The sequence below is a fragment of the Acinetobacter sp. BMW17 genome (assembly GCF_001592855.1).
Lineage (GTDB): Bacteria > Pseudomonadota > Gammaproteobacteria > Pseudomonadales > Moraxellaceae > Acinetobacter > Acinetobacter johnsonii.
Map to the genome: position 1 here is coordinate 86,061 of NZ_LSOD01000025.1, position 26,183 is coordinate 112,243.

The window sequence follows — 26,183 nt, forward strand, 5'->3', positions numbered from 1 at the left end:
GCCTATCCGTGCTGATAGAAATGCCTTTAAAACAGGATCGCTGCTTTAAAGGCATTGGATTATTTTTCTATTGTATAAATGATGTCGAATTAGCGGATGAGGGGAACACCTGTCACTTTTTGAATATCTTCAAAACTGACATCTTTCGCCAGTTCAACTAATTTCACACCTTCCTGCGTAATGTCCATGACACCGAGGTCAGTAATCACGCGATGTACGACATTTTTACCTGTCAGAGGCAGGCTACACTGCTCGACAATTTTCGGTGTACCATCTTTTGCAGAGTGTTCCATGAGCACCACCACTTTTTGTACTCCAGCAACCAAATCCATTGCGCCTCCCATACCTTTGACTTTTTTACCCGGAATCATCCAGTTGGCCAAATCGCCATTTTGTGAGACTTCCATTGCCCCTAAAATGGCGATATTGACATGACCTCCACGGATCATGGCAAAAGAATCTGCACTAGAGAAAAATGCGGCGCCCTGACGTGCAGTAACAGTTTGTTTCCCAGCATTGATTAAATCGGCATCGACTGTTTCGGCTGTTGGAAACTCGCCAATACCTAACAATCCATTTTCAGACTGCAACCAGACGTTGACGTTTTCAGGAATATAGTTGGCCACCAGTGTGGGTAAGCCAATGCCTAAATTGACATAAAAACCATCTTCCAGCTCAAGCGCTGCACGTTGTGCCATTTCATTACGAGACCAAGCCATGGGTTAAGCCTCCTCTTTTAATGTGAGTTGTTCGATACGTTTTTCAGGGTTTGCATTCAGCACAATCCGATTGACATAAATACCCGGCAGGTGAATCTGGTCTGGATCTAAAGCGCCAATTTCAACAATTTCCTCAACTTCGACAATGCAGACTTTTCCAGCCATCGCACATACAGGGTTAAAGTTTTGTGCAGTTTTACGGAAAATTAAGTTACCTGCAGTATCGGCCTTGTATGCCTTCACGAGTGCAATGTCAGCGGTGAGTGAGTTTTCTAGAATATAAGGTTTGCCATTAAACTCACGCTCTTCTTTGCCTTCGGCAATGAGTGTGCCGACACCTGTTGCGGTAAAGAAGGCAGGGATACCTGCACCTCCAGCACGAAGTTTTTCTGCCAGTGTGCCTTGAGGGGTAAGCTCCACTTCAAGCTCACCACTTAAGAACTGACGTTCAAATTCTTTGTTTTCACCTACATAGGAAGCAATCATTTTTTTGATTTGTTTGCTTTTTAATAAGAGTCCTAAGCCGAAACCATCGACGCCTGCATTGTTTGAAATACAGGTGAGGTTTTTCACGCCCGTTTGTTTTAAGGCCGTAATTAGACTTTCTGGAATACCGCATAAACCAAAGCCACCAACCGCTAAGGTTTGACCATCTTGAACCACATCTTGTAGTGCATCCTTTGCACTTGAATAAACTTTATTGACCATAGTGTTCTCGTTATCAATTGAATGGCTTAGGCACAGCGCTTTTGCCAGTAGGCATTGGCATAGTTAGATGGATTGGTGCGTTGTAGTACTTGGCTGATGTTTTGGCTGGCAATCATCAGTGCATCAAGATCAATCCCTGTGTCATAACCCATGTTGGAGAGTAGGTAGTAAAGGTCTTCTGTGGAGACATTGCCCGATGCGCCTTTGGCATAAGGGCAGCCGCCTAAACCTGCAATGGACGAATCAAATACGCGAATGCCTTGTTCTAAAGACTGGTAAATATTGGCAATGGCCATGCCATAGGTATTATGAAAATGTCCTGCCAGATTCGCGGCATCCATTTCAGCTAAACATGCCTGCCAGACTTTTTTCACGCGGTCTGGTGTCGCCGTGCCAATCGTTTCACCTAAGGACACTTCATAGCAGCCCATGTCCAGCAAACGTTGACTGACGTGTGCAACTTTGCTCGGTGCAATTGCGCCTTCATAGGGGCAGTCGACAATACAAGACACATAACCACGCACTTTGATGTTATGGGCTTTAGCGGCAGTCATGATGTCTGCAAATTTTTCAAAGCTTTCATCAATGGAGCAATTGATGTTTTTTTGGGTAAAGCTTTCGGAGGCTGCGGTAAAAACTGCAACCTCCTGACAGCCGACTGCCAGAGCAGACTCAAATCCTTTTAAGTTCGGAGTCAGTAAACTAAAACTGATATTCGGATCTTTGGGTAAGCTGGCAAAGAGTTCATCACTCTGTGCCATTTGTGGAACCCACTTTGCAGAGACGCAAGAACCCACTTCAATGGCACTGAGTCCTGTCTGCATTAAATCTAAAATCAGTTTACGACGGTCATCCAAGGTGAGCGGTGTCTTTTCATTTTGCAAACCATCTCGAGGCCCGACTTCGACAATTCTGACAAATTCACTCATGCGGCACCTTCCAAGCTCGAAAACTCAACCAATTCATCACCCGCTTTGACCTGATCACCGACTTGGAAGTAAGCCGCAGAGACAATGCCGTCATGTGGAGCACGAATTGAATATTCAATTTTCATCGCTTCAAGCGTGAGGAGGACATCATCTTTTTTTACTGCGCTGTTGTTTTGTACCAAGACTTGCGTAATCACACCTGGCATTGGTGCTTTTAAGTTGTTGGCATCAGAAGCATCATCTTCCGTATTAAAGTTAGGCTGAATATGTGCAAACTTATAGCTTTGACCCTCTGCATACAGGGTTAGGCCGTGTGCATTTGAACTATAAGCATAGGTCTTTTTGCTTGTTGCACATTCAATTTTAGCTACATGTGCCTCTAACAATTCACCCTGAATGAAAACGCTATGTCCATCGTACTTTGCTGTAAAGCCTTTTGCCGCTGGGCTGAAATAGACTTTATGTTCTTCATCGTTTAGTGCCAGTTTAATGGCATAGCTGGCATTAATATTTAAACGCCATAGAGACTCGGCTTGCCATACAGGATTTGCAGCTGTTTTATTGCTGGCAAAGCGAGACAAGAGTTCAATCAATGCCGCCGTGATAATGAGCTCTGAAGAGGCTGTTTCATTGTGTTGCAGTAAAAAAGCTTCTTCACGTTGAATTAAGTTGGTGTCTAGGTTGGCGGTTTTAAACGATTCTGAACGGACCAAACGGTCTAAGAATGCAATGTTATTGCCCAAGCCATCGACATGAAACTGACTCAGTGCATGGTGCATTTGCGTGAGTGCTGCTTCACGATTCTTTGCCCAAACAATTAATTTGGCAATCATTGGGTCGTAAAAGGTCGTGATTTCATCCCCTTCAACAATGCCACTGTCTACGCGGACATGCTCATTTTGCTGAGGGTAGTGCAGGTAGTGGATTTTACCAATTGCAGGTAAGAAACCTTTTTCAGGCTCTTCAGCATAGACACGCGCTTCTAATGCATGACCATGAATACTGAGCTCATGTTGTTGTTTAGGCAGCGGTTCACCAAAAGCTACACGTAGTTGCCATTCCACCAAATCCTGCCCTGTAATCATCTCTGTTACAGGATGCTCAACTTGCAGGCGAGTATTCATTTCCATGAAATACGCCGTGCCGTCTTGTTCCACAATAAACTCAACTGTCCCTGCACCGACATAATCCACTGCACGTGCTGCATCAATAGCGGCTTGGCGCATGGCTTCGAGTTTTGGTTCTGCCATTTGGGGTGCAGGTGCTTCTTCTAGTACTTTTTGATGGCGACGTTGTACCGAACAATCGCGTTCAAAGAGGTGCACATAGTTACCATGTGTATCACCAAAAACTTGTACTTCAATATGGCGCGGTTGTACCACATAGCGTTCAACCAAAACATCGTCATTGCCAAAGCTTGAACGCGCCTCACTTTTACATGAAGCTAGATGGCTTAAAAAGTCTTCGCCGCGATCAACTAAGCGCATGCCTTTACCACCACCGCCAGCACTGGCTTTAATCAGCACAGGGTAGCCAATGGTATCGGCTTGTTGTTTTAAAAAATCAGGATCTTGGTTGGTGCCATGGTAGCCCGGTGTTAGCGGTACACCTGCTTTCTCCATTAAGGATTTAGAAGTGGCTTTGAGGCCCATAGCTAAAATGGCATCTACAGGTGGACCAATAAAGACAATGTTGTTTTTTTGGCAGGCATTGGCAAATTGGTCATTTTCAGATAAAAAGCCATAACCTGGATGAATTGCTTCAGCACCTGTGTCTAAGGCAGCTTGAATAATACGTTCAATTTGTAGGTAGCTTTGTGCAGCAGGGGATTCGCCGATATAAATGGCTTCGTCGGCTTGTTGCACGTGCTGCGCCTGAGCGTCAGCATCTGAATAGACTGCAACGGTGGCAATGCCCATTTTTTTTGCAGTTCGGATCACACGACAAGCAATTTCACCACGGTTCGCAATTAAGATTTTATTAAACATATCGATATCCTTTCTTGTTGTTATGCCGTCGTCTTGATCCAGACTGGACTGTGTTTATTTAAAAAAGCATTTAAGCCACTTTTCGCCTCTGATCCTTGGCGTACATGGGCAATATGTTGTGCTGTTTGCAACAATAATGCTTCGGTTAACACTTGCTGGTCGACCATTTGGATGAGTTGTTTTGAAGCCGTTTGTGCTTCTGGCCCACCCAAAAGTAAGGCATCGACCATTTCTGCGACTTTTTCATCCAGATGTTCAGCATCGGCCACTACATGCGCCAGACCAATGTGTAGGGCTTGCTCCGCAGAGATACGCTCTGCGGTTAAAAAGTAGCGTGAAGCCTGACGTGCACCAATCGCACGAATCACATAAGGGCTAATGGTTGAAGGGGCTAAACCTAAGCGCACTTCAGAGGTTGCAAACTTAGCATCGCTGCTTGCGACACAAATATCACAGGCAGAAGCCAGTCCCATGCCACCACCAAAAGCAATGCCTTGCACACGGGCGATGGTCGGTTGTTTTAATGTCGCTAAACTTTGTAGCATTTTCGCTAGTTTCAATGCATCGGCTTCATTTTCAGCCTGTGAGGCTTGTCCCGCTTCTTTCATCCAGTTCAGGTCAGCACCTGCAGAGAAGCTTTTGCCACGTCCAGCTAAAATCACGACACGAACATCATCACGCGTGTTGAGTTCGCTAAAGCAGCGGTGCAGTTCTTCAATCACTTGAGTATTGAAGGCATTATGCATTTCTGCACGATTAATCCATACCGTTGCCACTTGGTCGCGTTGTTCGAGTTGTAAATATTGAAAGCTCATTGCTCATCTCCTACATGCGGAACACGCCGAATTTGGTCGGTTGAATGGGTGCATTTAAGGCTGCGGCTAAACTTAAACCGAGCACCTGACGGCTTTGTGCAGGGTCAATCACACCGTCATCCCACAAACGCGCCGATGCATAATATGGATGGCCTTGACGTTCAAATTGGTCACGGAAAGGTTGTTTAAAATCATCTTCTTCTGCCGCAGACCAAGACTCGCCACGTTTTTCGATTTGATCACGCTTTAAGGTCGACAATACACTTGCCGCTTGTTCACCACCCATGACTGAAATACGCGAGTTCGGCCATGTCCACATGAAGCGTGGAGAATAGGCACGACCACACATACCGTAGTTGCCTGCACCAAATGAACCACCAATCACAAGGGTAAGTTTCGGGACATTTGCGGTTGCAACAGCCATGACCAGTTTGGCGCCATTTTTGGCAATGCCTTCATTTTCGTATTGGCGACCGACCATAAAGCCAGTAATGTTTTGAAGGAACAGTAGGGGAATATTGCGCTGCGTACAGAGCTCAATAAAGTGAGCCCCTTTTTGTGCAGACTCTGAAAATAAAATACCGTTGTTGGCAATAATGCCAACGGGCATGCCATAGATTTTGGCAAAACCTGTGACTAAGGTGGTGCCAAAGCGAGCTTTGAATTCATCAAACCGTGAACCATCGACAATACGCGCAATCACTTCACGAATATCGAATGGTTTGCGTGCATCACTTGGCACAACACCATACAGTTCTGTTGCATCAAATAATGGTTCTTCAATCTCTGTTGCACGCGTATGTGGTGTTTTATTCAGGTTGGCTACGATGTTACGAGCAATGGCAATAGCATGTTCGTCGTTTTCAGCCAAATGATCCGCTACACCAGACAGGCGAGTATGCACATCACCACCTCCTAAGTCTTCACTGCTGACCACTTCACCTGTTGCAGCTTTCACCAGTGGTGGGCCGCCTAAGAAAATCGTCCCTTGATTACGTACAATAATGGTTTCATCAGACATGGCAGGTACGTATGCACCCCCAGCTGTACAACTGCCCATTACCACCGCAATTTGGGCAATCCCCATGCTCGACATGCGTGCTTGGTTATAGAAAATACGTCCAAAGTGATCACGGTCAGGGAAAACTTCATCCTGCATCGGTAAATATGCACCACCTGAGTCAACCAAATAAATACATGGCAGATGGTTTTGCTCCGCAATTTCTTGAGCACGTAAGTGTTTTTTCACAGTCAGTGGGTAGTACGTGCCGCCTTTTACTGTCGCATCGTTGGCAACGATCATGCAGGTCACACCATTGACCTGACCTACACCAGCAACGACACCAGCCGCAGGCACATCGTCTGCGTAGACGTTTTGTGCTGCCAACTGACCAATTTCAAGGAATGCCGTGCCTGCATCAATTAACTGATCAATACGATCACGTGCTAACAGTTTTCCGCGTGCCAAATGTTTTTGTCGCGCCGCTTCACCGCCACCTAAAGCAATTTGTTCTGCTTTTTGCTTTAAGTCATCGACCAAGCTTTGCATCGCGGTTTGGTTGGTTTTGAAGTCTTCACTTCGAATATTGATCTTGCTATGTAATTGATTCATCACGAACATCCTTGTCATTTTTATTGTTGTGGAGGGTTAAGCTGTTTCATTAAACAGTTCACGGCCAATCAACATACGGCGAATTTCAGAAGTTCCCGCGCCAATTTCATAGAGTTTTGCATCGCGCCATAGACGGCCTGCAGAAAATTCATTGATATAACCATTTCCACCTAAGGTCTGAATGGTTTCACCTGCCATCCATGTGGCTTTTTCCGCAGCATATAAAATTGCACTGGCTGCATCTTTACGTAGGCTACGGCTATGATCAGCCTTATCGCATTCAGCACCCACAGCATAAACCAACGCTTTACACGCCAACCAAGTCGAATACATATCGGCAATTTTGCCTTGCATCAACTGGAACTCACCGAGCGCTTGGCCGAATTGTTTACGGTCATGGATATAGGGAATCACGGTGTCCATGCAGGCATCCATAATGCCTAAAGGACCTGCACTCAGAACTGCACGCTCATAGTCCAAACCACTCATAAGTACTTTCGTGCCGTTTCCTACACCGCCCATCACGTTTTCTTTTGGCACCTTTACATTGTCAAAGAACAGAGGGTAAGTGTTCGAACCACGCATACCCAACTTGTCTAAATGTGTGCCATGACTAAAACCTTCCATGCCTTTTTCTACAAGGAAGGCTGTCATGCCTTTAGCGCCTGCATGCAGATCAGTTTTGGCATACACCACAAGCACATCAGCATCACCACCATTGGTGATCCACATTTTAGAACCATTTAACAGGAAGTGATCGCCACAATCTTCAGCTTTGAGTTTCATGCTGACTACGTCTGAGCCTGCGTTTGGTTCAGACATTGCGAGTGCACCGACGTATTCACCTGAAATTAGCTTCGGTAAATAGCGCTGCTTTTGTTCCTCGCTGCCATTTCGGTTAATTTGATTCACACATAGGTTAGAATGTGCACCATAAGAAAGACCAATCGAAGCTGAAGCACGTGAGATTTCTTGCATGGCAATGATATGCGCTAAATAACCTAGGCCTGTACCGCCATATTCTTCACTGACGGTTAGACCGAGTAAGCCCATATCGCCAAATTTTTTCCACAACTGAGCTGGAAATTCGTTGTTCTGATCGACTTGTTGCGCAATAGGAGTAATTTCCTTGGCACAAAAAGCCGCAACGGAATCACGCAGTGCAATGAGTGTTTCATCTAAACCGAAATTTAAGCTTTGTAGGGTCATTTCTTCATTCGTCCTATGAGTGTATTTATTGTTCCTGATAAAGCATTTTTGTTGTGCTTGATTTTTACAATACATCGAATTTTTAAAAAAGTGAACTAAAATTCACAAATTGATTTACAATTCATTTTATCTGGTTGAGAATAGAATTATGAGTTATAAAAGATCATCGTTGATGCAAGAACGAATGGAACAAAATCGTGAAGCGATTTTGCAATCCGCTCGTGAACTTATTGCTCAAGGGGGGATTAAAGACGCGCAAATTCAAGCAATTGCTGAACGCGCGGGTGTTTCGAGTGGTTTGGTGTATCGATACTTCGATAACAAAAGCCAAGTGTTAATTGAGGTTTTGTCTGAGGCCATTCAGCATGAGGTGAAAATTTTAAATCACATTGCTGAAAGTGAGCTCTCGTCAAAACAGAAATTGGACAAGGCAGTAACCACGTTTGTGAAACGTGCCATGAATAGCCCCCAACTTGCGTATTCGCTCATGTTTGAACCAGTCGATGCTGAGTTAGAACATGAACGTTTTCGCAGTAAACAGCTGATTAAACAGAGCATCAAAGAAATACTGGCCGCAGGGAAAATTAACGGTGAGTTTGGATTTGAAGATTTAAATACCGCAGCACTTTGTGTGGTCGGTGCCATGACTTTTGTGGTGATTGAGCCTTTAAATCCGTCTCGAAATGTGATGTTTGATCAAAACTATAAAGACTACTTTGTGAAACAAATTGCCGAATTTTGTGTTAATGCAGTTCAGGTTCAGGAGGAAAAATAGTAGCAGGTGTGAACACAAGGCTTGGTGTTTGAAGGGAAGTAGTCATAGAACAATTAAAGTTGAATAACAAGATTACAATGAATCAAGGAGATCGATTCGATGACACAAGAACGGTTAAGTTATGCCTATGGAACGAGCAGTCAGCCCCTATTAGGCATGACGATTGGTGAGAAATTTGATCAGGCTTGTCAGCAGTATGCGGAACAAGATGCTGTTGTCAGCCTGCATCAAAATGTCAGACTCACGTATAAGGAATTACAAGCTCAGGTCAATGCATTTGCCTGCAGTTTACTAAAACTGGGCTTGAAAAAAGGCGATCGACTTGCGATTTGGTCACCGAACTGTGTGGAATGGACGATTACCCAGTTTGCTGCGTTTAAAGCGGGCATCATTTTAGTCAACTTGAACCCTGCCTATAAAAGTAATGAGCTCGAATATGTGTTGAATAAAGTTTCTTGTAAGGGCTTGGTCATTGCATCACAATTTAAAAGCACGAATTATCAAGATATTCTAATGAAAATTGCACCTGAAATTAAAGGTGCTGAAAATAAAGTGTTAAAGGCAGAACGACTGCCACATTTGAAATATATTATTAAAATTGATGAAGAAGAGCATACGGGTTTGCATCGTTTTAGCGATTTGCTCACTCCCCCCAGCAAGAGACAGCTCAATCAATTAGAGCTCGTTGCAAGCGAATCGCAGTTTGATGAAACCATCAATATCCAGTTTACTTCGGGCACCACAGGTAACCCGAAAGGCACAATGCTGACACATAATAATATTCTCAATAATGGTTATTTTGTTGGTGAAGCCATTCACTTAAGTCCTAACGATCGAGTTTGTATTTCTGTACCGCTCTTTCACTGTTTCGGTATGGTGATGGGTAATTTGGCCTGCATTACGCATGGTTCAACCATGGTCTATCCATCGGCGGTGTTCAATCCTTTAGAAACGTTAAAAGCCATTCAGCAAGAAAAATGTACTACTGCATACGGTGTACCGACCATGTTCATTGCCATTTTAGAGCATGAACAGTTTGATGACTTTGATCTTTCCAGTTTACGTACAGGCATTATGGCGGGTAGTCCGTGCCCACGTGAAATTATGCAACGTGTTATTGATCGGATGCATATGTCCGAAATTACCATTTGCTATGGTATGACTGAAACGGCACCAGTCAGTGCACAAAGTTCAACCTCTGATTCAGTTGAACAACGAGTCGGAACCGTGGGGCGTGTCCATCCGCATCTTGAAATTAAAATTGTAGATGAGCAAGGCAAAGTCGTGCCGCGCGGTCAGTTGGGTGAACTATGTGTTCGTGGCTATTCGGTAATGTTGGGTTATTGGGAAGACCATGAGAAGTCACAAGAAGTGATTGATTCAGCACGCTGGATGCATACGGGTGACATCGCAGAAATGGACGAAGCCGGTTTTGTGAAAATTAAAGGCCGAATTAAGGATGTGGTCATTCGTGGCGGAGAAAACTTATTCCCGAAAGAAATCGAAGACTTTTTATATACCCATCCTGATGTCAGTGATGTCCAAGTGATTGGTCTGCCCGATGCACGTTATGGTGAAGAATTATGTGCATGTATTATTTTACATGAGCATCATGAAATTACTGAAGAGTCGATCCGTCAGTACTGTGCGGAACATATTTCACACAATAAAGTTCCACGTTATGTCCGGTTTTTTAATGAGTTCCCAATGACAGCTTCGGGTAAAGCACAGAAGTTTAAATTGCAGGAATTTATGCGTAATGAACTGGATTTGAAAGAAATCGCATAAGGTTGAAGACGGACTTTCCTTTGTTGGGTTGAAGCCAAAGGAAAGTCCGAAGTGAAAAGCAAAAGGAATAGCATATGCACCTGAGAAATGATTGGACTCGAGCTGAAATACAAGCACTCTACCAACAGCCTTTTTTAGATTTGGTCTTTCAAGCACAGCAAATTCATCGTCAGTACTTTGAAGCGAATGCCATCCAAGTCAGTACTTTACTGTCGATCAAAACAGGAAAATGCCCTGAAGACTGCAAATACTGTTCACAGTCTGCGCGTTATGACTCAAAGCTTGAAGCTGAAAAAAGAATTGTGGTTGAAAAGGTCATTAGCGAAGCACAGCAGGCGAAGGCCTCGGGTTCTACACGGTTTTGTATGGGCGCGGCATGGCGCAATCCACATGAACGCGATATGCCTTATGTCTTGGATATGGTGCGTGAAGTCAAAGCTTTGGGTTTAGAAACTTGTATGACGCTAGGCATGCTAAATGCCTCCCAAGCCGAACGTTTAAAAGGTGCAGGACTCGATTATTACAACCATAACTTAGACACGTCGCGTGAGTACTACCCAAATGTGATTAGTACCCGTAGTTTTGATGACCGTCTAGATACCTTAAGTCATGTTCGAGAGGCAGGCTTAAAAGTGTGTAGTGGCGGGATTGTTGGCCTAGGTGAAGAGACCAAAGATAGAATTGGCTTATTGTTTGAATTGGCGACTTTACCGATACATCCCGAATCTGTGCCGATCAACATGCTGGTTCCAATGCAAGGTACGCCTTTGGCAGAAGTTGAAAAGTTAGATGTGACAGAGTGGATTCGCACTATTGCGGTAGCGCGCATTATTATGCCGAAAAGCTATATTCGTCTGTCCGCGGGACGTGAATCGTTGTCCGATGCCGATCAAGCTTTGGCTTTCATGGCCGGTGCAAATTCATTGTTTTCTGGTGAAAAATTGCTGACTACGCCAAATACGGCACAAGGCAAGGATCAACAACTCTTTCAAAAACTGGGTCTACATGCAGAAAAAGCCAAACCGCAACTTGCTGAGTTAACAGTCGATGCTATGGCTGTGGCTTAAGTGCTAGAACATGCGGTCATGAATGTGTAGATTTAGGGCGATGAATAAAAGTAGATGAGTGAACAATAAAATGGCGAAAGACTTTCAGAGTCAAACTGTAGTGGATGGTTATGATCAACATATTCGTAAGCTCATTCCAGGTTATGAGTTGGTCCATCTGCAAATTCAAGCCATTTTAAAAACACATTTACCAGAACATGCGCACGTATTGATTGTAGGATGTGGTACAGGTTATGAGCTTTCATATTTGTTGGCGCAGCATCCGACGTGGAGTTTTACCGCTGTCGACCCGTCTTTGACTATGATTGAAAAAGCGCAGCAGTTATTGAGCGAGACCCATAGAGATTTAACGCGGGTTCACTTTGTGCATGGTGATACGACGGCATTACAGGAAAGTGCACAGTTTGATGCCGCTTTAGCCATATTGGTGGCACATTTTATTCCACTTGAAGCAAAGTCATTCTTCTTTGCCGACATTTTACGCTGTCTTAAAACACAAGCTATTTTACTGAGCTATGACCTGATGAGCTCTAGTGATGACACTGAACTCAAGGTTCTACAAACCTTATGTCAGAGCAATGGTTTGACAGTGATACAGAGTGAAAAAATGATTGAGCGGCTACAACAAGATTTTTATTTGGTCTCGGCCAGCCAGATGCAAGAGCTTCTGACTAAAGTTGGATTTAATGAAGTACGAACTTATAGTCAACTGTTGAATTATTATGGTTTTTTTGCACAAAAGTAAAAACCAATGGCAGTAAAAAGATACATTTTAAAGATAAGAGTGAAGGAATATACATGGCAGCCTATTATCAACTTTTAAATCGTGAACAGCACAGTGATGGGAGCTGTACGGCGTCTTATCTTTCCAATATTCATGCACAAGGCGCATGGAACCCGCATGAACAGCACATGGCACCTGCAACAGGGGTTTTGTGTGCAGAGTTAGAGCAGTTTCAACCACGTGATGAGATGCGCATTGGACGCGTGAGTTTAGATATTTTTGGACTGATCGCTTTTGGTGAGTTTACGGTGCATACCCGTGTCATTCGTGCTGGAAAAACCATTGAACTGATCGAGGCGGAAATGCAGGCAGACGGGAAGACTTGTATTGTGGCCCGTGCTTGGAAAATGATGAAGCAAGATACCAGTGCAATTGCAGGGCTAGAAGATCAATCGATTGTACATCCTGAAACTTTGCCGGTATGGGATGGGATGAAATGTTGGCCGGGTGGTTATATCCAGAGTATTGAGACACGTGCGGCAGAAGGCCATCGAGCAGGTAAAGGTATCGTTTGGTTACATAATGATTTGGACATGGTGGAAGCTCAGGACACATCAAGTTTTGTGCGTTTATTGGGTATGGTGGATACAGCCAACGGTATTGTCCCACGTCAAAATCCAGCATCTGGATGGGGTTTTCCCAATTTAGATCTACAACTGCATTTATACCGTTTACCCCAAGGGAAATGGTTAGGTTTGGAAGCGACTCAGCAATATGGTGATGATGGTATTGGCTTAACCAGTGCGGTTTTGCACGATGAACAAGGGCCATTTGGCCGTAGTGAACAGATTTTGACTCTTCGTAAGTTTTAGTTGGTCAGTGTCAATTTAATAAAAAAAGGATGAATTGCTTCATCCTTTTTTTATTGGCATGCTGTAGGCACTTTAAAATAGTGAAATGAAGATGCGGATCAGTTTAATTGGAGCCGGGCGGGTGGCTCATCATTTGGCCAAAGCCCTGATGTCTCAGCATGAAATCGTCAATATTTATAGCCGAAGCTTTGACAAAGCTACAGATTTGGCACAAGTCGTACATGCAAAGGCGGTCAGTCATTTTCAGCAGTTAAATGCTGATGTGGATTTGGTGATGATTGCAGTAAGTGATCAGTCTATTCCGAGTGTGATTTCGGCCTTGACTGAATATCTGCCGAATGTGTTGATTGTACATACTTCGGGGAGTACAGCGCTTTCAGTTTTGTCGACGCAACATGCACGTGCAGGAGTTTTTTATCCCTTACAGACCTTTAGCTTAGAACGTGAAATTGATTGGTCAAATACGCCGTTGTTTGTAGAAGCCACTGAAAATATGGATCTTCAACGATTACATACACTGGCAGAAAGCCTGAGCCAACGCGTGTATAGCTACAGCTCTGCGCAGCGTCTAAGTTTGCATTTAGCGGCTGTCTTTGCCTGTAATTTTAGTAATTATTGTTATGACATGGCGAAACAAGTGGTGGATGCAGAGCAGGTCGATTTTAATCTGCTACAACCATTGATTTTAGAAACCGCGCAGAAAGCCACACAGAATAATCCGAAGCAGATGCAAACTGGCCCTGCGATGCGTCAGGATCAGAATATTTTACAGATGCATCAACAGATGCTTGCGCAAGCTCAACGAGCGGATCTTGCTGAAGTGTATGCCTTAATGAGTCAGCAGATCAGTCAACGTCACAGTTGACATTTAAAATAATAAACAAAAAAGCGAGTCACAAAGAACAAGCAAAGCCACTGAAAACGTGGCTTTTTTTATGCCCTAAGATTCGGTACAGTGTTGCTTAAAATAAATACAAACAAATAGAGGGCGTATGCGTTCACATTCATTATTAGAACAAGTGCAGTGGAAAGATCTCGTTCAGTTAGGCCGTGCCGATGTGATCAGTGAGTTATTTATCTCTTTACCGTGGTTGATCGTTTCTTTTATTTTTGCAAGTTTACAGTGGTATGTCTTGGCGCTGTTTTGCTCGTTTATGTTTTTCTTAACAGGGCTCAGACAGGTGCATAACGCTTTTCATTTTGCCTTAGGGATTAGCCGACCTGCGACCCATTGGGTGATGTTTGTTTTGAGCATCGTCATGCTCGGTTCGATGCATGCTGTACAAATTAATCACCTCCGCCACCATCAGCACTGTATGCAGGACGAAGATATTGAAGCGAAAAGTGCAACCATGCAGTGGTGGCAAGCTTTGCTTTTTGGCCCCGTTTTTCCATGGATATTGCATAAAAAAGCCTTTGAGGTTGGGACAAAAACGCAGAAAAAATGGATGACGGCTGAACTGATTGCCAACGTCATTGTATTGTTTTTGGTCTTTGTCATCTTGGACATCAGTATCTTAAAATACCATGTCAGTGCCATGTTGATTGGGCAATGCATGACGGCATTTTTTGCGGTGTGGACGGTGCATCATGATACAGAAGATCATGTCTATATGGCGCGTACTGTGCGTAATGAGTTTAAACGGGTCGTAACCTACAACATGTTTTATCATGTGGAGCATCATTTGTTTCCCGCAGTGCCAACTCGTCGTTTACATATTTTGGCAAAACGTTTGGATGAACATGATCCAACGGTTGAAATTCGGCATGTGTTTTAAAACATCGGACATAAAAATAGGGCTCTAGGCCCTATTTTTATGAGATCTAAAATTTATTTAATTTTCTTAAATAAGAAGTCGTTGATCTTATGACCTTCTTCGAGTCCACGACGTTCAAATTTAGTTTGTGGGCGCCAGTCCGGACGTGGGTAGCTGTTGCCTTTGCCTGCCATATTTTCAAGATTTGGACGGTTATCGAGTACATCAATCATCCACTCTGCATACGGTTCCCAGTCTGTAGCTGCGTGGAATGTTCCACCCATTTCCAATTTCTGTTCCACCAGTGGCATACGGTCATGTGACACGAAGCGACGTTTGAAGTGACGTTTTTTCTGCCATGGGTCTGGGAAGTACAGTTGCACAGCGTTGATGCTGTTATCTGGCATTTCACGTAATACTTGAATAGCGTCTGCATCTAAAAGACGAAGATTGGTTAAACCTGCAATTCCAGCTTCATACACACATTGCGCAATCCCTGGAACATGCACTTCAATCCCGACATAGTTACGTTCAGGGTTGGCCTGCGCCATCAAGACCAATGAACGTCCCATACCAAAGCCGATTTCAACCGTAAGCGGACGCTCTGGATGTTCAAACTGCTGGCGTAAGTCACCTACAGGATATTCCAAAATCATGTGACCATATTGTTCAAGCGCAGTGCGTTGCGAGGTGTTCAGCGGAGATGAACGACGCATAAATGTCACAATTTCGCGGTGTTCATTTAAGTTGTCTAGCTCGACGACTTGCTGGTCTAATTGATCATTCGTCATAATTTTGGCAGATGTAGAAATTCGAAAGCGGTATTGTAAGTCCTGAGCAGGACAAGTCAAATTTTTTACTCAGAATTTATTAAATTCAGCACCACCATGTTTGCGCAGCCTAGAAACTGTCATCATTTATTAATCATGATGTAACGAATAAAAATTAACCTGCCAGCTGATTTAACCAACTGATAAAAAAATGATGAAAAAATTTAAGCCACAGATATTAAGCCTGAGCCTGATTTTGGCAGGTTGCTCCTTTCCTGCCTATGCACAACTGTTATTTAGTCAGTATGTAGATGGAACTTCAAATAAGAAAGGATTAGAAATTTATAATCCAGACCCGACTATGGTCAATTTGGCAGAATATCAGATCAAGCAGTTTGCAAATGGCAGTACCAGTGCAAATTTGACAGTGAATTTGACAGGGCAATTGGTAGGAAAGGGGCATTATCTAGTCGGGCATTCTGCTTTAAAAGAAGCGCTGGGCGATGCGGTACAACAGCAGGCGAACTTAGCTTTCAATGGTGACGATACTTTGGTGCTTTATCATAATGGTATTGCGATTGACCGCTTTGGTACAGTGGGCGAAAGACCAAGCACTGGATGGGGTGGTGTTGCAAAGGGAAATAGCTTTAAACGCACTTTATTAAGCAATAATGTATCCAGTGCAGGGATTGACGTTACCGCACCATTTGATTTGGCATCGACATGGGAAAAGTGGTCAGATCGAAACGCATTTTCCAATTACCTTGCAGGAAATACGGCACCACCCCTAACCACTGTGAGCTGTAGTACGACAGCTACTCCAATTGCGACATTGCAAAATGCAGTGCAAGATGAAGAATATGTTGTGAAAGGCGTAATCACGGCTGATTATCGTTATAACAATGGTTTCTCAGGTTTCTTTGTCCAAACGCCAGATGCTCAAGCCAAAGCCAATACTAGCAATGCGGTATTTGTCTATGTGCCATCTTCAAGTAGTGTGACAGGTGGGCAAGTGGGGCAGGAAGTTATTTTCAAAGGCAAGTTGAAAACCTATCAGAACCAATTACAGCTTCAAGATTTAAGCAGTGATATTACTGTCTGTAATCCTTCGGCAAGTGATTGGGTTAAGCCAATGGCGATCACTTTGCCCTTTGATAATTTGACTGAAATGTCAGGCCATGCACCAAAACGCTATCAAGGCATGTTGGTCAATATTCCTCAAACTCTAACGGTCAGTGAAAACTATGACTATGGGCGTTATGGTCAGTTGGCTTTAAGCCCTGCGCGTTTATATATTCCAACCAATTTATATCCTGCCAACTCAACGGAAGCCAAAGCGCTTGCACAACAGAATTTACGTTCTAAACTCATTTTGGATGATGGCTATAACAATCAGAACAGAACGCCGTGGTTGCCAACTTCCTTTAGTGCTAAAAATACCCTACGTACAGGCGCACAACTGCAAAATGTACAAGGCATTTTAGAATACCGCTATAACCAATGGCGAATTCAACCTGTGCTTGGTGCAACAGCGCCACAAGTCTTAGATGCGAAAAACCCACGTGCAAGCGTTCCCGCAAAGGCTACACAGCAAGTTCGTATTGCAGCATTTAACGTACTGAATTATGACAATGGTTTGGCACAAGGTTTTCCGACGGAACGTGGTGCAAGTTCTGAGGCTGAGTTTAAAAAGCAACATCAGAAAATTGTCAGTGCATTAAAAGCGATTGATGCAGATGTTTATGGTCTGATGGAAATTGCCAACAATGGTTATGGCGAGCGTAGCGCAGTTGCTTATTTAGCTCAGGCGCTTGGAAGCGACTGGAAATATGTAACGCCTCCGAATGCTGACAAACTTGGAACCGATGCGATTGCTGTTGCCATTATTTATAATGCTAAGCGCGTCAAACCAATCAATGAAGCAGCGGTCTTTGATGACCAGAGTCACAAAAACCGAGTCACGATGGCGCAAACCTTTCAAGCTCTATCAGGTGGGAAGACTTTTACGGTTATTCCGAACCATTTGAAATCTAAAGGTAGCTGTCCAGATGATAAAATTTCGATAGAGGCAGATCAGGGCGACGGTCAAGGTTGCTGGAATCCAACCCGCGTTAAAGCGGTCCAAGCGTTAATACAATGGGTCGCGAAAAATCCAACACAGGTAAGTAAACCGAATGTCTTACTGTTGGGGGATATGAACAGTTATGCCAAAGAAGATCCAATTTTGGCGCTTGAACAAGCCAACTATAAAGTGCTGTTGAATGATGAAAAAATTGGTCAGGGGAAAACTGCTTATAGCTATGTCTTTGGTGTAGCCAGTAATACTCAAGGTTATGGTGGTGCAGGAAATCTGGATCATGCGATTGCTGATGCAGCACTTTATCCATTGGTGAAAAAAGCATTTGCATGGCATATCAATGCAGATGAACCGACTGCACTGGACTATAACGAAGAATATAAAACTGAGGAGCAAATTGTTGCATTCTATGCGGACGATGCTTACCGTTCTTCTGACCATGATCCTGTGATTGTAGATTTAGACTTAAATGATGCAGTGGTTAACGATGATAAAACCAGTGCGGGAAGTACAGGGCTGTGGACTGCATTAGGATTAATTAGTTTGGCATTGTATGGCAGTTTAAGACGTCGCAAGAATCAGTCTTAACTCGCTTTATTGACAATAAAAGGGCGTCATCGCCCTTTTATTTTGTCTATGGTTTCAATTTTATGAGCTGATGCGGTCAATGAGGGTGCTGCTGGCTTCATTTAAGCCTAACACCTCGACCACAACACCGTGGGCTTCAAACTTTTCAACCACAGCATTTAACATATTGACTGAAGTCATATCCCAAATATGTGCATTACTAAGTTCAATTTCAACCTTCTGAATATGTTCGTTAAAGTCAAAAAACTGAAAGAACTTCTCTGAACTGCTAAAGAAAATTTGACCACTCACTACATAGCGACGGGTATGATTATGCAGTTCAGACTGAACATGAACCGTACTTTCCAGTTTATTGATGAAAAATAATGCGGACAGTAAAACTCCGACAAAGACACCCAAGGCAAGATTATGCGTGGCTAAGACAATCATTACGACACTCAACATCACCACATTACTTTGTAGCGGGTGTTTAGAAAAGTTTTTAACCGAGTCCCATTGAAAGGTTGTAAATGCCACCATGATCATAATGGCAACCAAAGCTGCCATTGGAATATAAGACAGCCAGTCTTTAAAAAACACCACCAAACACAGTAAAAACACACCAGCCACTAAGGTTGAAAGCCGAGTACGTGCACCAGAGCTGACATTAATCACAGATTGTCCAATCATGGCACAGCCTGCCATACCGCCCATAAAACCGCTCACAATATTGGCCATGCCTTGTCCACGACATTCTTGATGACGATCACCTTCAGTGCCTGTAACTTCATTTACCACCGTGGTGGTCATCATTGTTTCAAGCAAACCGACGGTCGCTAATGTGATGGCGTAAGGGAAGACAATTTGCAGCGTTTCAAGGGTTAGTGGAATATCAGGTAGTAGAAAAACAGGTAAAGTATCGGGGAAATGACCTAAGTCACTGACCATACGCATGTCTGTGCCTAAAAACAGCGCCAAAGCGGTCAGGACAAGAATACAAATAAGCGGTGAGGGAATGCTTTTCCCTACTTTAGGCAGATAAGGAAACAGATAAATCACAGCGAGGCCAAGAGCGACAAATGCATAGCCCCAGTAATTCATTTGGCTGAGTTCTGGAAGTTGCGCTATGAAGATTAAAATCGCCAGCGCATTTAAAAAACCATACACCACCGACTGCGACACAAAACGCATCAGTTTGGCAACTTTAAAATAACCCGCAATGATTTGAATGACCCCAGTGAGAATGGTTGCCGCCAGTAAATACTGTAAACCATGCTCTTTGACCAGCGTGATCATGAGTAGGGCCATGGCGCCTGTTGCTGCTGAAATCATGGCTGGACGACCACCAAAAAAAGCAATGCTCACTGCGATACAAAAGGAGGCATACAGTCCGACTTGAGGGTCTACACCTGCAATTGCTGAAAAAGCAATAGATTCGGGAATCAGTGCAAGTCCTACCACTAAACCAGCAAGAACATCGGTACGAATATTAGAAAACCATTCATCTTTTTTAAAGCTAATCACAGATCAAATTCATTTTAGGGTCAAGGGGGCTATGATAAAACAACTCTGTTGCAAATTGCAGTGTTGTTGTACTTGAAAAAAAATGTGAATTAGACAATATTCAATAGGCGAACGAATGATTTTTCGTTTACGCTTTTTTGCAATTTACAGGTTTTGATCACTTGAAAGTTTGTTAGAAGCCATTTAAAACAGAGAATAGAGTTATAACAAGGATCAGATATGAAGCTTTATTATGCACCGGGTGCGTGCTCGCTTGCGGCGCACATTATCCTCAATGAAATTAATGTTGACTTTGATTTAGTCCGAGTAGATTTAAAAACACATAAAACAGAAAAAGGTGCTGATTATTACGAAATTAATCCAAAAGGATATGTACCCGCTTTAGAAATTAATCCAGGTTTGATTCTGACTGAAAATGTAGCCATTTTGCCATTTTTAGCACAACATGATCCAAAACAAGATCTTATTCCGCCATCAGGCTTAGGGCGTGCCAAAGTTTTAGAATGGTTAGGTTATTTAAACTCTGAATTGCACGATGCTTATGCCGTGTTCTTCGGTGCGCCATTAGATGCTGCTGCCAAAGAAAAAGCCTATGCAGAGATTGATCATTTACTTAGTTATATCGATAAACAAATTGGTGAGTCGGATCATGACTATTTGGTCGATGATAATTTTGGCCCCGCAGATGCGTATTTATTTGTCCTCACCAATTGGTCAAATGGCATCGAACATGATTTATCGCCGTATAAAAATATTATCTTTATCCGTAATAAAGTGGCTGAACGTCAGTCAGTACAAATTGCAATGCGAGATGAAGGTCTAATTCCTTAATTTTGATGCATTGAAGAAGCGCCGAAAGGCGCTTTTTTTTATACTTTAAAGTTTATTGTTGATATTTAGTCAATAATATTTTGCAAATTCACTCCTTTTTAGCGCTGAACAGAGTCTCTATAGTGCCTACATAGATTTTGGCTTTTAGGCTTTTCCCATGAAAAATATTTTATTAATTAACGGTGCAAAAACCTTTGCACACTCGAATGGCCAGTTAAACGATACCTTGACTGAACTTGCGCAAGAGGTCTTGTCAGGCTTAGGACATCAGGTTCAAGTGACCCGTGCCGACAGCGAATATGATGCAAAAGCTGAAGTGGAGAAATTTCTGTGGGCAGACACCGTTATTTACCAAATGCCAGGTTGGTGGATGGGTGCACCGTGGACTGTAAAAAAGTATATCGATGATGTCTTTACCGAAGGGCATGGTAGTCTGTATGCCAGTGATGGTCGCTCACGTTCAGATGCTTCAAAAAAATATGGTTCAGGCGGTCTGATTCACAATAAAAACTATATGCTGTCGTTGACATGGAATGCACCGATGGATGCATTTAACGATGCTGAACAATTTTTCCATGGGGTTGGGGTCGATGGGGTTTATTTACCTTTTCACAAAGCCAATCAGTTTTTAGGAATGCAAACCTTACCGACGTTTATTGTCAATGATGTGATTAAAGCACCCGAAGTTTCAGCCTATATGGCACAGTACCGTGATCATTTGACGCAAGTTTTTGCTTAATTCGGAGAGGCAACGATGTTAACTGTAATAGCTGAAATTATTTGTCATTCAGAGCAAGATTTTAAAACGGTTCTTGATTCATTCAACAACATTCGTGAGCAGGTCTTACAAGAGCCTGGTTGCCACCTCTATGACGTGCATATTGACCATCCTGCTGTTGAGAGTGCATTACAGACCAAAGTACCGTTTTCAATCATGATGTATGAAAAATGGGAAAGCATGCAGCATTTAGAAACACATATGCACAGTATCAATATGCAGCAACATGCTCAAGCAACTGAAGGTGCAGTTGCTCATGTACAAATTCGTATTTTAGAAGCGCAATAAGTGATGCATATGAGTTTTACAGCGCTTTTCTTCGCTCTGTTTATTGAAACTCCAGTGGCTCATTGAACTGAACCTGTTCGAGTTTCAATGCGTAGCGCTGTTTGAGTGTTGACCATTGAACTTTGACAGGTTGTGTTGTTTCAGCAAACTCGTTTTCACCTGTTGTACTTTTTACTTTGCCTGTCATAAAGTTGATACTTCGCGCCGTGATGTCGCCTGATGCACGGTGGAAATCATCGACATCATAACCAATCAGTTTAAATGCACGGTCTTGGTATCGGAAGGTATACGTGTGATTGGTCACATACCATGAACCACAGCTTAACCAGTAATGCAGATGAATTTTGAGCACACCTTTTTGAATGCTTAACGCTTCAGTCTCACCGAGCGGATCAGCGAGGCAAGGGGACTCTATATCGCCTTCTGTTGGCAAAGTGCTATTAGTTGCCGCAAGTTGATAACCATGCGTTTGCTTCAATAAAACCAAAAGCTTTCGTTCATTGATATTGAGGACATCACTCCCTAAGCGATCATTTTTAACAATATGTTCAGGATTGCTATCTTCAATAATCAGGGCAATATCCGCTTGACCATCTTGGTTTAAATCGCCTTGGACTTTTTCTAAAATCTTCCAGTTTTTTGGCACAAAAGATTGGTAGCTTGTTTTGAGAGTCGGTTTTTCCTCTACTTTGGCCAAAGCATGGCTTGTGAGTGTTATGAAAAATAGGGCATTAACTATGAGTGTTGGTCTGATCCATTTTTGCATGGGCATCGCTTCCTCTCATTTTTATATGGTTATAGATGTTTGAAGGTGGATATTGCTGAGTGTATCAAAGCGTGTGGCGAAATGTCTCTACAACCTAGGTCATCATAAAGTGTTGTCCTAGTGTTGAAATAAATAAAAAAGGACTCCGAAGAATCCTTTTTATCGCTTAAAACAGATTAAGAGATTATTTAAAGAAATAACCTGTTTCTGGTGAGCTTGCATTGGCCATACGTTTGCGAGGCATACGACCTGCGAGGAAGGATTCTCGACCCGCTTCAACTGCTTTTTTCATTGCAGATGCCATTAAAATTGGCTGTTGAGCGGCAGCAATCGCGGTATTCATCAACACGCCATCACAGCCGAGCTCCATGGCAATGGCTGCATCACTTGCCGTTCCCACACCTGCATCCACCAATACTGGCACTTTGGCATTTTCTTTAATAATAGAAATCGTGTGTGGATTCAAAATTCCTAAACCTGAACCAATCAAACTGCCTAAAGGCATGATGGCAACACAGCCCATGCTTTCAAGCTCTTGTGCCACAATTGGGTCATCCGAGGTATAGACCATGATTTCAAAACCATCGTCAATCAAGGTACGTGCCGCTTTCAATGTTTCGGTAATGTTTGGATATAGCGTTTTTTCATCGCCCAACACTTCAAGCTTAACCAAGTTATGACCATCTAATAATTCACGCGCCAACATACAGGTACGCACGGCACTATTGGCATCAAAGCAGCCTGCTGTATTTGGGAGAATGGTATATTTTTCAGGTGGGACCACGGACAATAAGTTTGGTTGATCAGGATGCTGACCAATATTGACCCGACGAATCGCAACCGTCACGATTTCTGCGCCACTGGCTTGAATGGCCAAATCGGTTTCTTGCAGGTCCTTATATTTACCTGTGCCCACCAATAGACGAGATTGAAATGATCTAGAACCAATGATGAGAGGGCTGTCTTGCATGTGAACTCCGTATTAACCGCCACCGACGGCATGAATAATTTCAATTCGATCCATTGCACAAATTGGAGTGTGTTCCAATTTACTTTTACTAATAATATTTTCATTTTGCTCAACAGCAAAACGTTTGCCTTCAAGTGCAAAAGTTTGCACCAGTTCAAGCAGGTTTTTACATTCGGTGTGCTGTAGTTCGCCGTTTAAATAAATTTGCATGGTGCTCATCTCTAGTTGTTTACTTGGCATATTTCATGGCATTCCATGCCAGAACCAACCAACCTGCAATCATCAATGCGCCACCAATCGGGGTAATCGCACCTAGGCCACGCGGTAAGCCCAATGCCATGACATAGAGGGAACCACAGAAAAAGAAGATGCCGATTTGAATCAGTAAAAAGCTGGTTTTAATGGGAAGTTGGGGAATAACTTTGGCCAAAATGCCGAGCGCCAGTAAACCAAGCGCATGGTAAAAAAAGTAATCAGTTGCAGTTTGCCACCAAGCCAATTGGGCTTCAGTAGCACGTGCTTTGAGACCATGTGCGCCAAAGGCACCTAATATAACGGCAAACGCTAAATTCAGCGCTGAAATCGCAATCCACATATGCAATGCTTTACTTATATCACTGTGCGCAACAAAGTAGCATATTTTGAAGAAAGGTTAAAAGACAAAAAGCCTCATTTATTATTAAAAAGAAAAGGGCATTTCGCCCTTTTCTGTATCTGTATCATCTTAGTTTGATGACATCGCCACTTTAATTTTTTCCATGGCATTTTTTTCAAGCTGGCGAATACGTTCGGCCGAAACATTATATTCAGCAGCCAGTTCGTGCAATGTTGATTTTTCATCATCTAACCAACGGCGCTGTAAAATATTACGCGAACGGTCATCAAGCTGTTCCATCGCATCATGCAGAGCATTGGTGCTTTGTTCTTCGTAATCTTCTTCTTCAGCCAAACGCGCTGGGTCGTAGCGGTTATCTTCAAGATAGAGCGCAGGTGCAACATGGGTTGAACCTTCATCGTCATCATCGCCTTGAGCTTCAAACGCTGCATCATAAGCAGTTAAACGACCTTCCATTTCTAACACCTGTTCAGGTGTCACATTGAGGTCATTTGCAATCGATTGAGCTTCTTTTAGAGTGAGCTTTTTAGACGATTTTTTTAGACTACGTAAATTAAAGAACAGTTTACGCTGTGCTTTAGTCGTCGCAATTTTGACAATACGCCAGTTACGAATCACATATTCGTGAATTTCTGCTTTAATCCAGTGCACCGCAAAAGAAACCAAGCGTACGCCCATGTTTGGGTCGAAGCGTTTAACGGCTTTCATTAAGCCCAAGTTACCTTCTTGAATGAGGTCACCTTGAGGTAAGCCGTAGCCTGCATAACTGCGGGCAATATGAACCACAAAACGCAGATGCGACATGACTAAAAGTTTAGCGGCATCTAGGTCTTGGTCATAATAGTAGCGTTCAGCTAACTCTTTTTCTTGTTCCGCTGTCAAAATCGGGATTTGGTTGACAGTACTAATATAAGCGCCCAAGTTTACACCTGGTGCCGATAATGACAGGGGCATCAATTGATTGCTGCTGTCACTCATGTGTTCTCCTTAGGGATTTCATTTTTACCCAACAATTGAATTTATCTTAATCCAATCTTCCACTGAATAATGGAAAATTGGGTATAGAAATGTAAACTTTTATGCAAATGTGAATAGACTTAGTGTAATTGAAAAGAATTAAGATTCAATGAAGTAGTGAAATTCATGTTCATTAATTTGTTTCAAAACACAAGTTAAATGATGGATTTCGCAATAACGTGTGATATCGATCTGACTGTGCGGATCAGACGATTTTAATAGAAAATGCTGCGCCGGACTCTTTTTAAGTGCGCGTTTAAGCAACAACAGAGGCATAGGACATGGTTGCCCCATTGCATCAATAATGTTGGTATTTTGTTCGATATCACTCATATAGCTAAGCAAAGCTTCACAACATTCAGGGTGATAGAAATAGTAGCAAATTCAGTGCCAAAACCCAAATATTTCATGCTTTATAGGTCTATAGTCGCTATATCTAAAATTACAAATAACTAGTTAAAAAATATGCTGAATTAAAAAGACGATTAATCAAAAAAAAGGGTATGAATTGTTTTTAACCCATGTTAAGCTCGTCGCGTACTGGGATTTAACACAACTATAAATTGTTTTAAATCCTATTTTACAAATGGATGTAACCGGGATTTTGTTAATAGTTATACAGAATGATTACAAGCTTAGAAATAATAAATATTTTTAAACCTTGTTTGGTCTGCTGTTTGCAACACCGGGTGGTCCTTCTTTTAGATACAATGAGGATTAACTTATGACAGCTCGTGAACAAGGCGTAGTTAAATGGTTCAACGACACTAAAGGCTTCGGCTTTATCCAACGCAATGGCGGCGACGATGTATTCGTTCACTTCCGTGCAATCCAAGGCGACGGCCACCGTTCACTACGTGACGGCCAACGCGTTGAATTCAGCGTTGTAAAAGGTCAAAAAGGCTTCCAAGCTGAAGAAGTACAACCTTTAGACTAATTGTCTGAACGTACTTTAAAACGCCCCAATGTAAATTGGGGCGTTTTTGTTTATACTACAGATCAATTTTCGTGATTTT

27 protein-coding genes are annotated in these 26,183 nt (G+C 42.9%); 12 read left to right on the plus strand and 15 right to left on the minus strand.

Features of this window, described 5'->3' with window-relative positions; genetic code table 11:
- Positions 1–89 precede the first annotated feature (89 nt).
- Genes AXW61_RS07425 through AXW61_RS07455 form a run of 7 tightly spaced genes read right to left on the minus strand, consistent with a single transcriptional unit; the run spans position 90 to position 7,980 of the window.
- Positions 90–719, minus strand: coding sequence for a CoA transferase subunit B (locus AXW61_RS07425; protein ID WP_010327116.1), 630 nt, complete (start codon positions 717–719; stop codon positions 90–92).
- 3 nt (positions 720–722) lie between these two features.
- Positions 723–1,427, minus strand: a complete 705-nt coding sequence (locus tag AXW61_RS07430; protein WP_062033810.1) for a CoA transferase subunit A — start codon at positions 1,425–1,427, stop codon at positions 723–725.
- A 26-nt stretch (positions 1,428–1,453) separates the two neighbouring features.
- Entirely contained in the window at positions 1,454–2,356 is a 903-nt protein-coding gene (locus tag AXW61_RS07435) for a hydroxymethylglutaryl-CoA lyase (protein WP_062033813.1), read from the minus strand.
- Positions 2,353–4,344: an acetyl/propionyl/methylcrotonyl-CoA carboxylase subunit alpha gene (locus tag AXW61_RS07440; RefSeq protein ID WP_062033816.1), complete on the minus strand. Its 1,992-nt coding sequence runs from the start codon at positions 4,342–4,344 to the stop codon at positions 2,353–2,355. Before AXW61_RS07440 ends, AXW61_RS07435 begins: the two co-directional genes overlap by 4 nt.
- A gap of 20 nt (positions 4,345–4,364) precedes the next feature.
- A complete protein-coding gene (locus tag AXW61_RS07445) occupies positions 4,365–5,159 on the minus strand; it encodes an enoyl-CoA hydratase/isomerase family protein (RefSeq protein WP_062033819.1) in 795 nt (264 codons plus the stop codon).
- A 10-nt stretch (positions 5,160–5,169) separates the two neighbouring features.
- Positions 5,170–6,771: a carboxyl transferase domain-containing protein gene (locus AXW61_RS07450; protein ID WP_062033822.1), complete on the minus strand. Its 1,602-nt coding sequence runs from the start codon at positions 6,769–6,771 to the stop codon at positions 5,170–5,172.
- Between the two features lie 36 nt (positions 6,772–6,807).
- On the minus strand, positions 6,808–7,980 hold the full coding sequence (locus AXW61_RS07455) for an isovaleryl-CoA dehydrogenase (RefSeq protein ID WP_005400596.1): 1,173 nt from the start codon (positions 7,978–7,980) through the stop codon (positions 6,808–6,810).
- A 148-nt stretch (positions 7,981–8,128) separates the two neighbouring features.
- Here AXW61_RS07455 and AXW61_RS07460 point away from each other — a divergent pair, with 148 nt between their 5' ends.
- The 7 genes from AXW61_RS07460 to AXW61_RS07490 all read left to right on the plus strand — a co-directional run bounded on the left by AXW61_RS07460 (position 8,129) and on the right by AXW61_RS07490 (position 14,984).
- On the plus strand, positions 8,129–8,755 hold the full coding sequence (locus AXW61_RS07460; RefSeq protein ID WP_004982268.1) for a TetR/AcrR family transcriptional regulator: 627 nt from the start codon (positions 8,129–8,131) through the stop codon (positions 8,753–8,755).
- Positions 8,756–8,854: 99 nt separating this feature from the next.
- Positions 8,855–10,543 carry an AMP-binding protein gene (locus AXW61_RS07465; RefSeq protein WP_062033826.1) on the plus strand — a complete coding sequence of 563 codons (1,689 nt, stop codon included), beginning with the start codon at positions 8,855–8,857 and terminating at the stop codon, positions 10,541–10,543.
- Positions 10,544–10,617: 74 nt separating this feature from the next.
- The gene (bioB, locus tag AXW61_RS07470) at positions 10,618–11,610 is read left to right on the plus strand and encodes a biotin synthase BioB (RefSeq protein ID WP_062033829.1); all 993 of its coding nucleotides are present in this window, start codon (positions 10,618–10,620) and stop codon (positions 11,608–11,610) included.
- A gap of 70 nt (positions 11,611–11,680) precedes the next feature.
- The gene (locus AXW61_RS07475) at positions 11,681–12,355 is read left to right on the plus strand and encodes a class I SAM-dependent methyltransferase (RefSeq protein WP_062033832.1); all 675 of its coding nucleotides are present in this window, start codon (positions 11,681–11,683) and stop codon (positions 12,353–12,355) included.
- Positions 12,356–12,408: 53 nt separating this feature from the next.
- Positions 12,409–13,206 (plus strand): thioesterase family protein, encoded by a 798-nt coding sequence (locus AXW61_RS07480; protein ID WP_062033835.1) that lies wholly within the window; start codon positions 12,409–12,411, stop codon positions 13,204–13,206.
- 91 nt (positions 13,207–13,297) lie between these two features.
- Positions 13,298–14,071 (plus strand): Rossmann-like and DUF2520 domain-containing protein, encoded by a 774-nt coding sequence (locus AXW61_RS07485; RefSeq protein ID WP_062033837.1) that lies wholly within the window; start codon positions 13,298–13,300, stop codon positions 14,069–14,071.
- A 127-nt stretch (positions 14,072–14,198) separates the two neighbouring features.
- Positions 14,199–14,984, plus strand: coding sequence for a fatty acid desaturase (locus AXW61_RS07490; RefSeq protein ID WP_062033840.1), 786 nt, complete (start codon positions 14,199–14,201; stop codon positions 14,982–14,984).
- Positions 14,985–15,037: 53 nt separating this feature from the next.
- On the opposite strand, the gene trmB is transcribed toward AXW61_RS07490, so the two are convergent.
- Positions 15,038–15,754, minus strand: coding sequence for a tRNA (guanosine(46)-N7)-methyltransferase TrmB (gene trmB / locus AXW61_RS07495; RefSeq protein WP_005400603.1), 717 nt, complete (start codon positions 15,752–15,754; stop codon positions 15,038–15,040).
- A 193-nt stretch (positions 15,755–15,947) separates the two neighbouring features.
- On the opposite strand from trmB, the gene AXW61_RS07500 reads away from it, so the two are divergent.
- A complete protein-coding gene (locus AXW61_RS07500; RefSeq protein ID WP_062033895.1) occupies positions 15,948–18,398 on the plus strand; it encodes an ExeM/NucH family extracellular endonuclease in 2,451 nt (816 codons plus the stop codon).
- A gap of 60 nt (positions 18,399–18,458) precedes the next feature.
- On the opposite strand, the gene AXW61_RS07505 is transcribed toward AXW61_RS07500, so the two are convergent.
- Positions 18,459–19,901, minus strand: coding sequence for a SulP family inorganic anion transporter (locus AXW61_RS07505; protein WP_062033842.1), 1,443 nt, complete (start codon positions 19,899–19,901; stop codon positions 18,459–18,461).
- 219 nt (positions 19,902–20,120) lie between these two features.
- On the opposite strand from AXW61_RS07505, the gene AXW61_RS07510 reads away from it, so the two are divergent.
- From AXW61_RS07510 to AXW61_RS07520, 3 genes are all read left to right on the plus strand, one after another.
- On the plus strand, positions 20,121–20,732 hold the full coding sequence (locus AXW61_RS07510; protein ID WP_062033844.1) for a glutathione S-transferase N-terminal domain-containing protein: 612 nt from the start codon (positions 20,121–20,123) through the stop codon (positions 20,730–20,732).
- Between the two features lie 157 nt (positions 20,733–20,889).
- Positions 20,890–21,471: an NAD(P)H-dependent oxidoreductase gene (locus tag AXW61_RS07515; RefSeq protein ID WP_062033846.1), complete on the plus strand. Its 582-nt coding sequence runs from the start codon at positions 20,890–20,892 to the stop codon at positions 21,469–21,471.
- 15 nt (positions 21,472–21,486) lie between these two features.
- Positions 21,487–21,798 carry an antibiotic biosynthesis monooxygenase gene (locus AXW61_RS07520; RefSeq protein ID WP_062033848.1) on the plus strand — a complete coding sequence of 104 codons (312 nt, stop codon included), beginning with the start codon at positions 21,487–21,489 and terminating at the stop codon, positions 21,796–21,798.
- A gap of 40 nt (positions 21,799–21,838) precedes the next feature.
- On the opposite strand, the gene AXW61_RS07525 is transcribed toward AXW61_RS07520, so the two are convergent.
- The 6 genes from AXW61_RS07525 to AXW61_RS07550 form a co-directional block, all read right to left on the minus strand.
- Positions 21,839–22,564 (minus strand): hypothetical protein, encoded by a 726-nt coding sequence (locus AXW61_RS07525; protein ID WP_062033850.1) that lies wholly within the window; start codon positions 22,562–22,564, stop codon positions 21,839–21,841.
- 184 nt (positions 22,565–22,748) lie between these two features.
- Complete coding sequence (locus tag AXW61_RS07530) at positions 22,749–23,534, minus strand: thiazole synthase (RefSeq protein ID WP_062033852.1); 786 nt, start codon at positions 23,532–23,534, stop codon at positions 22,749–22,751.
- 12 nt (positions 23,535–23,546) lie between these two features.
- The gene (gene thiS, locus AXW61_RS07535) at positions 23,547–23,744 is read right to left on the minus strand and encodes a sulfur carrier protein ThiS (RefSeq protein WP_004696245.1); all 198 of its coding nucleotides are present in this window, start codon (positions 23,742–23,744) and stop codon (positions 23,547–23,549) included.
- Between the two features lie 19 nt (positions 23,745–23,763).
- Positions 23,764–24,129 carry a DUF423 domain-containing protein gene (locus AXW61_RS07540; RefSeq protein WP_062033855.1) on the minus strand — a complete coding sequence of 122 codons (366 nt, stop codon included), beginning with the start codon at positions 24,127–24,129 and terminating at the stop codon, positions 23,764–23,766.
- A 129-nt stretch (positions 24,130–24,258) separates the two neighbouring features.
- Entirely contained in the window at positions 24,259–25,128 is an 870-nt protein-coding gene (gene rpoH, locus AXW61_RS07545) for an RNA polymerase sigma factor RpoH (RefSeq protein WP_004982243.1), read from the minus strand.
- A 138-nt stretch (positions 25,129–25,266) separates the two neighbouring features.
- Positions 25,267–25,500, minus strand: coding sequence for a sulfurtransferase TusA family protein (locus tag AXW61_RS07550; protein ID WP_004696251.1), 234 nt, complete (start codon positions 25,498–25,500; stop codon positions 25,267–25,269).
- 391 nt (positions 25,501–25,891) lie between these two features.
- Between AXW61_RS07550 and AXW61_RS07555 the strand changes: the two genes are divergently transcribed.
- Complete coding sequence (locus AXW61_RS07555) at positions 25,892–26,104, plus strand: cold-shock protein (protein ID WP_004648643.1); 213 nt, start codon at positions 25,892–25,894, stop codon at positions 26,102–26,104.
- Positions 26,105–26,183: the final 79 nt, after the last annotated feature.

Coding starts and splice junctions, on each gene's coding strand:
- AXW61_RS07425 (WP_010327116.1), bottom strand. CDS start 719: ATGGCTTGGTCTCGTAATGAAATGGCACAACGTGCAGCGCTTGAGCTG.
- AXW61_RS07430 (WP_062033810.1), bottom strand. CDS start 1,427: ATGGTCAATAAAGTTTATTCAAGTGCAAAGGATGCACTACAAGATGTG.
- AXW61_RS07435 (WP_062033813.1), bottom strand. CDS start 2,356: ATGAGTGAATTTGTCAGAATTGTCGAAGTCGGGCCTCGAGATGGTTTG.
- AXW61_RS07440 (WP_062033816.1), bottom strand. CDS start 4,344: ATGTTTAATAAAATCTTAATTGCGAACCGTGGTGAAATTGCTTGTCGT.
- AXW61_RS07445 (WP_062033819.1), bottom strand. CDS start 5,159: ATGAGCTTTCAATATTTACAACTCGAACAACGCGACCAAGTGGCAACG.
- AXW61_RS07450 (WP_062033822.1), bottom strand. CDS start 6,771: ATGAATCAATTACATAGCAAGATCAATATTCGAAGTGAAGACTTCAAA.
- AXW61_RS07455 (WP_005400596.1), bottom strand. CDS start 7,980: ATGACCCTACAAAGCTTAAATTTCGGTTTAGATGAAACACTCATTGCA.
- AXW61_RS07460 (WP_004982268.1), top strand. CDS start 8,129: ATGAGTTATAAAAGATCATCGTTGATGCAAGAACGAATGGAACAAAAT.
- AXW61_RS07465 (WP_062033826.1), top strand. CDS start 8,855: ATGACACAAGAACGGTTAAGTTATGCCTATGGAACGAGCAGTCAGCCC.
- bioB (WP_062033829.1), top strand. CDS start 10,618: ATGCACCTGAGAAATGATTGGACTCGAGCTGAAATACAAGCACTCTAC.
- AXW61_RS07475 (WP_062033832.1), top strand. CDS start 11,681: ATGGCGAAAGACTTTCAGAGTCAAACTGTAGTGGATGGTTATGATCAA.
- AXW61_RS07480 (WP_062033835.1), top strand. CDS start 12,409: ATGGCAGCCTATTATCAACTTTTAAATCGTGAACAGCACAGTGATGGG.
- AXW61_RS07485 (WP_062033837.1), top strand. CDS start 13,298: ATGCGGATCAGTTTAATTGGAGCCGGGCGGGTGGCTCATCATTTGGCC.
- AXW61_RS07490 (WP_062033840.1), top strand. CDS start 14,199: ATGCGTTCACATTCATTATTAGAACAAGTGCAGTGGAAAGATCTCGTT.
- trmB (WP_005400603.1), bottom strand. CDS start 15,754: ATGACGAATGATCAATTAGACCAGCAAGTCGTCGAGCTAGACAACTTA.
- AXW61_RS07500 (WP_062033895.1), top strand. CDS start 15,948: ATGAAAAAATTTAAGCCACAGATATTAAGCCTGAGCCTGATTTTGGCA.
- AXW61_RS07510 (WP_062033844.1), top strand. CDS start 20,121: ATGAAGCTTTATTATGCACCGGGTGCGTGCTCGCTTGCGGCGCACATT.
- AXW61_RS07515 (WP_062033846.1), top strand. CDS start 20,890: ATGAAAAATATTTTATTAATTAACGGTGCAAAAACCTTTGCACACTCG.
- AXW61_RS07520 (WP_062033848.1), top strand. CDS start 21,487: ATGTTAACTGTAATAGCTGAAATTATTTGTCATTCAGAGCAAGATTTT.
- AXW61_RS07525 (WP_062033850.1), bottom strand. CDS start 22,564: ATGCAAAAATGGATCAGACCAACACTCATAGTTAATGCCCTATTTTTC.
- AXW61_RS07530 (WP_062033852.1), bottom strand. CDS start 23,534: ATGCAAGACAGCCCTCTCATCATTGGTTCTAGATCATTTCAATCTCGT.
- thiS (WP_004696245.1), bottom strand. CDS start 23,744: ATGCAAATTTATTTAAACGGCGAACTACAGCACACCGAATGTAAAAAC.
- AXW61_RS07540 (WP_062033855.1), bottom strand. CDS start 24,129: ATGTGGATTGCGATTTCAGCGCTGAATTTAGCGTTTGCCGTTATATTA.
- rpoH (WP_004982243.1), bottom strand. CDS start 25,128: ATGAGTGACAGCAGCAATCAATTGATGCCCCTGTCATTATCGGCACCA.
- AXW61_RS07550 (WP_004696251.1), bottom strand. CDS start 25,500: ATGAGTGATATCGAACAAAATACCAACATTATTGATGCAATGGGGCAA.
- AXW61_RS07555 (WP_004648643.1), top strand. CDS start 25,892: ATGACAGCTCGTGAACAAGGCGTAGTTAAATGGTTCAACGACACTAAA.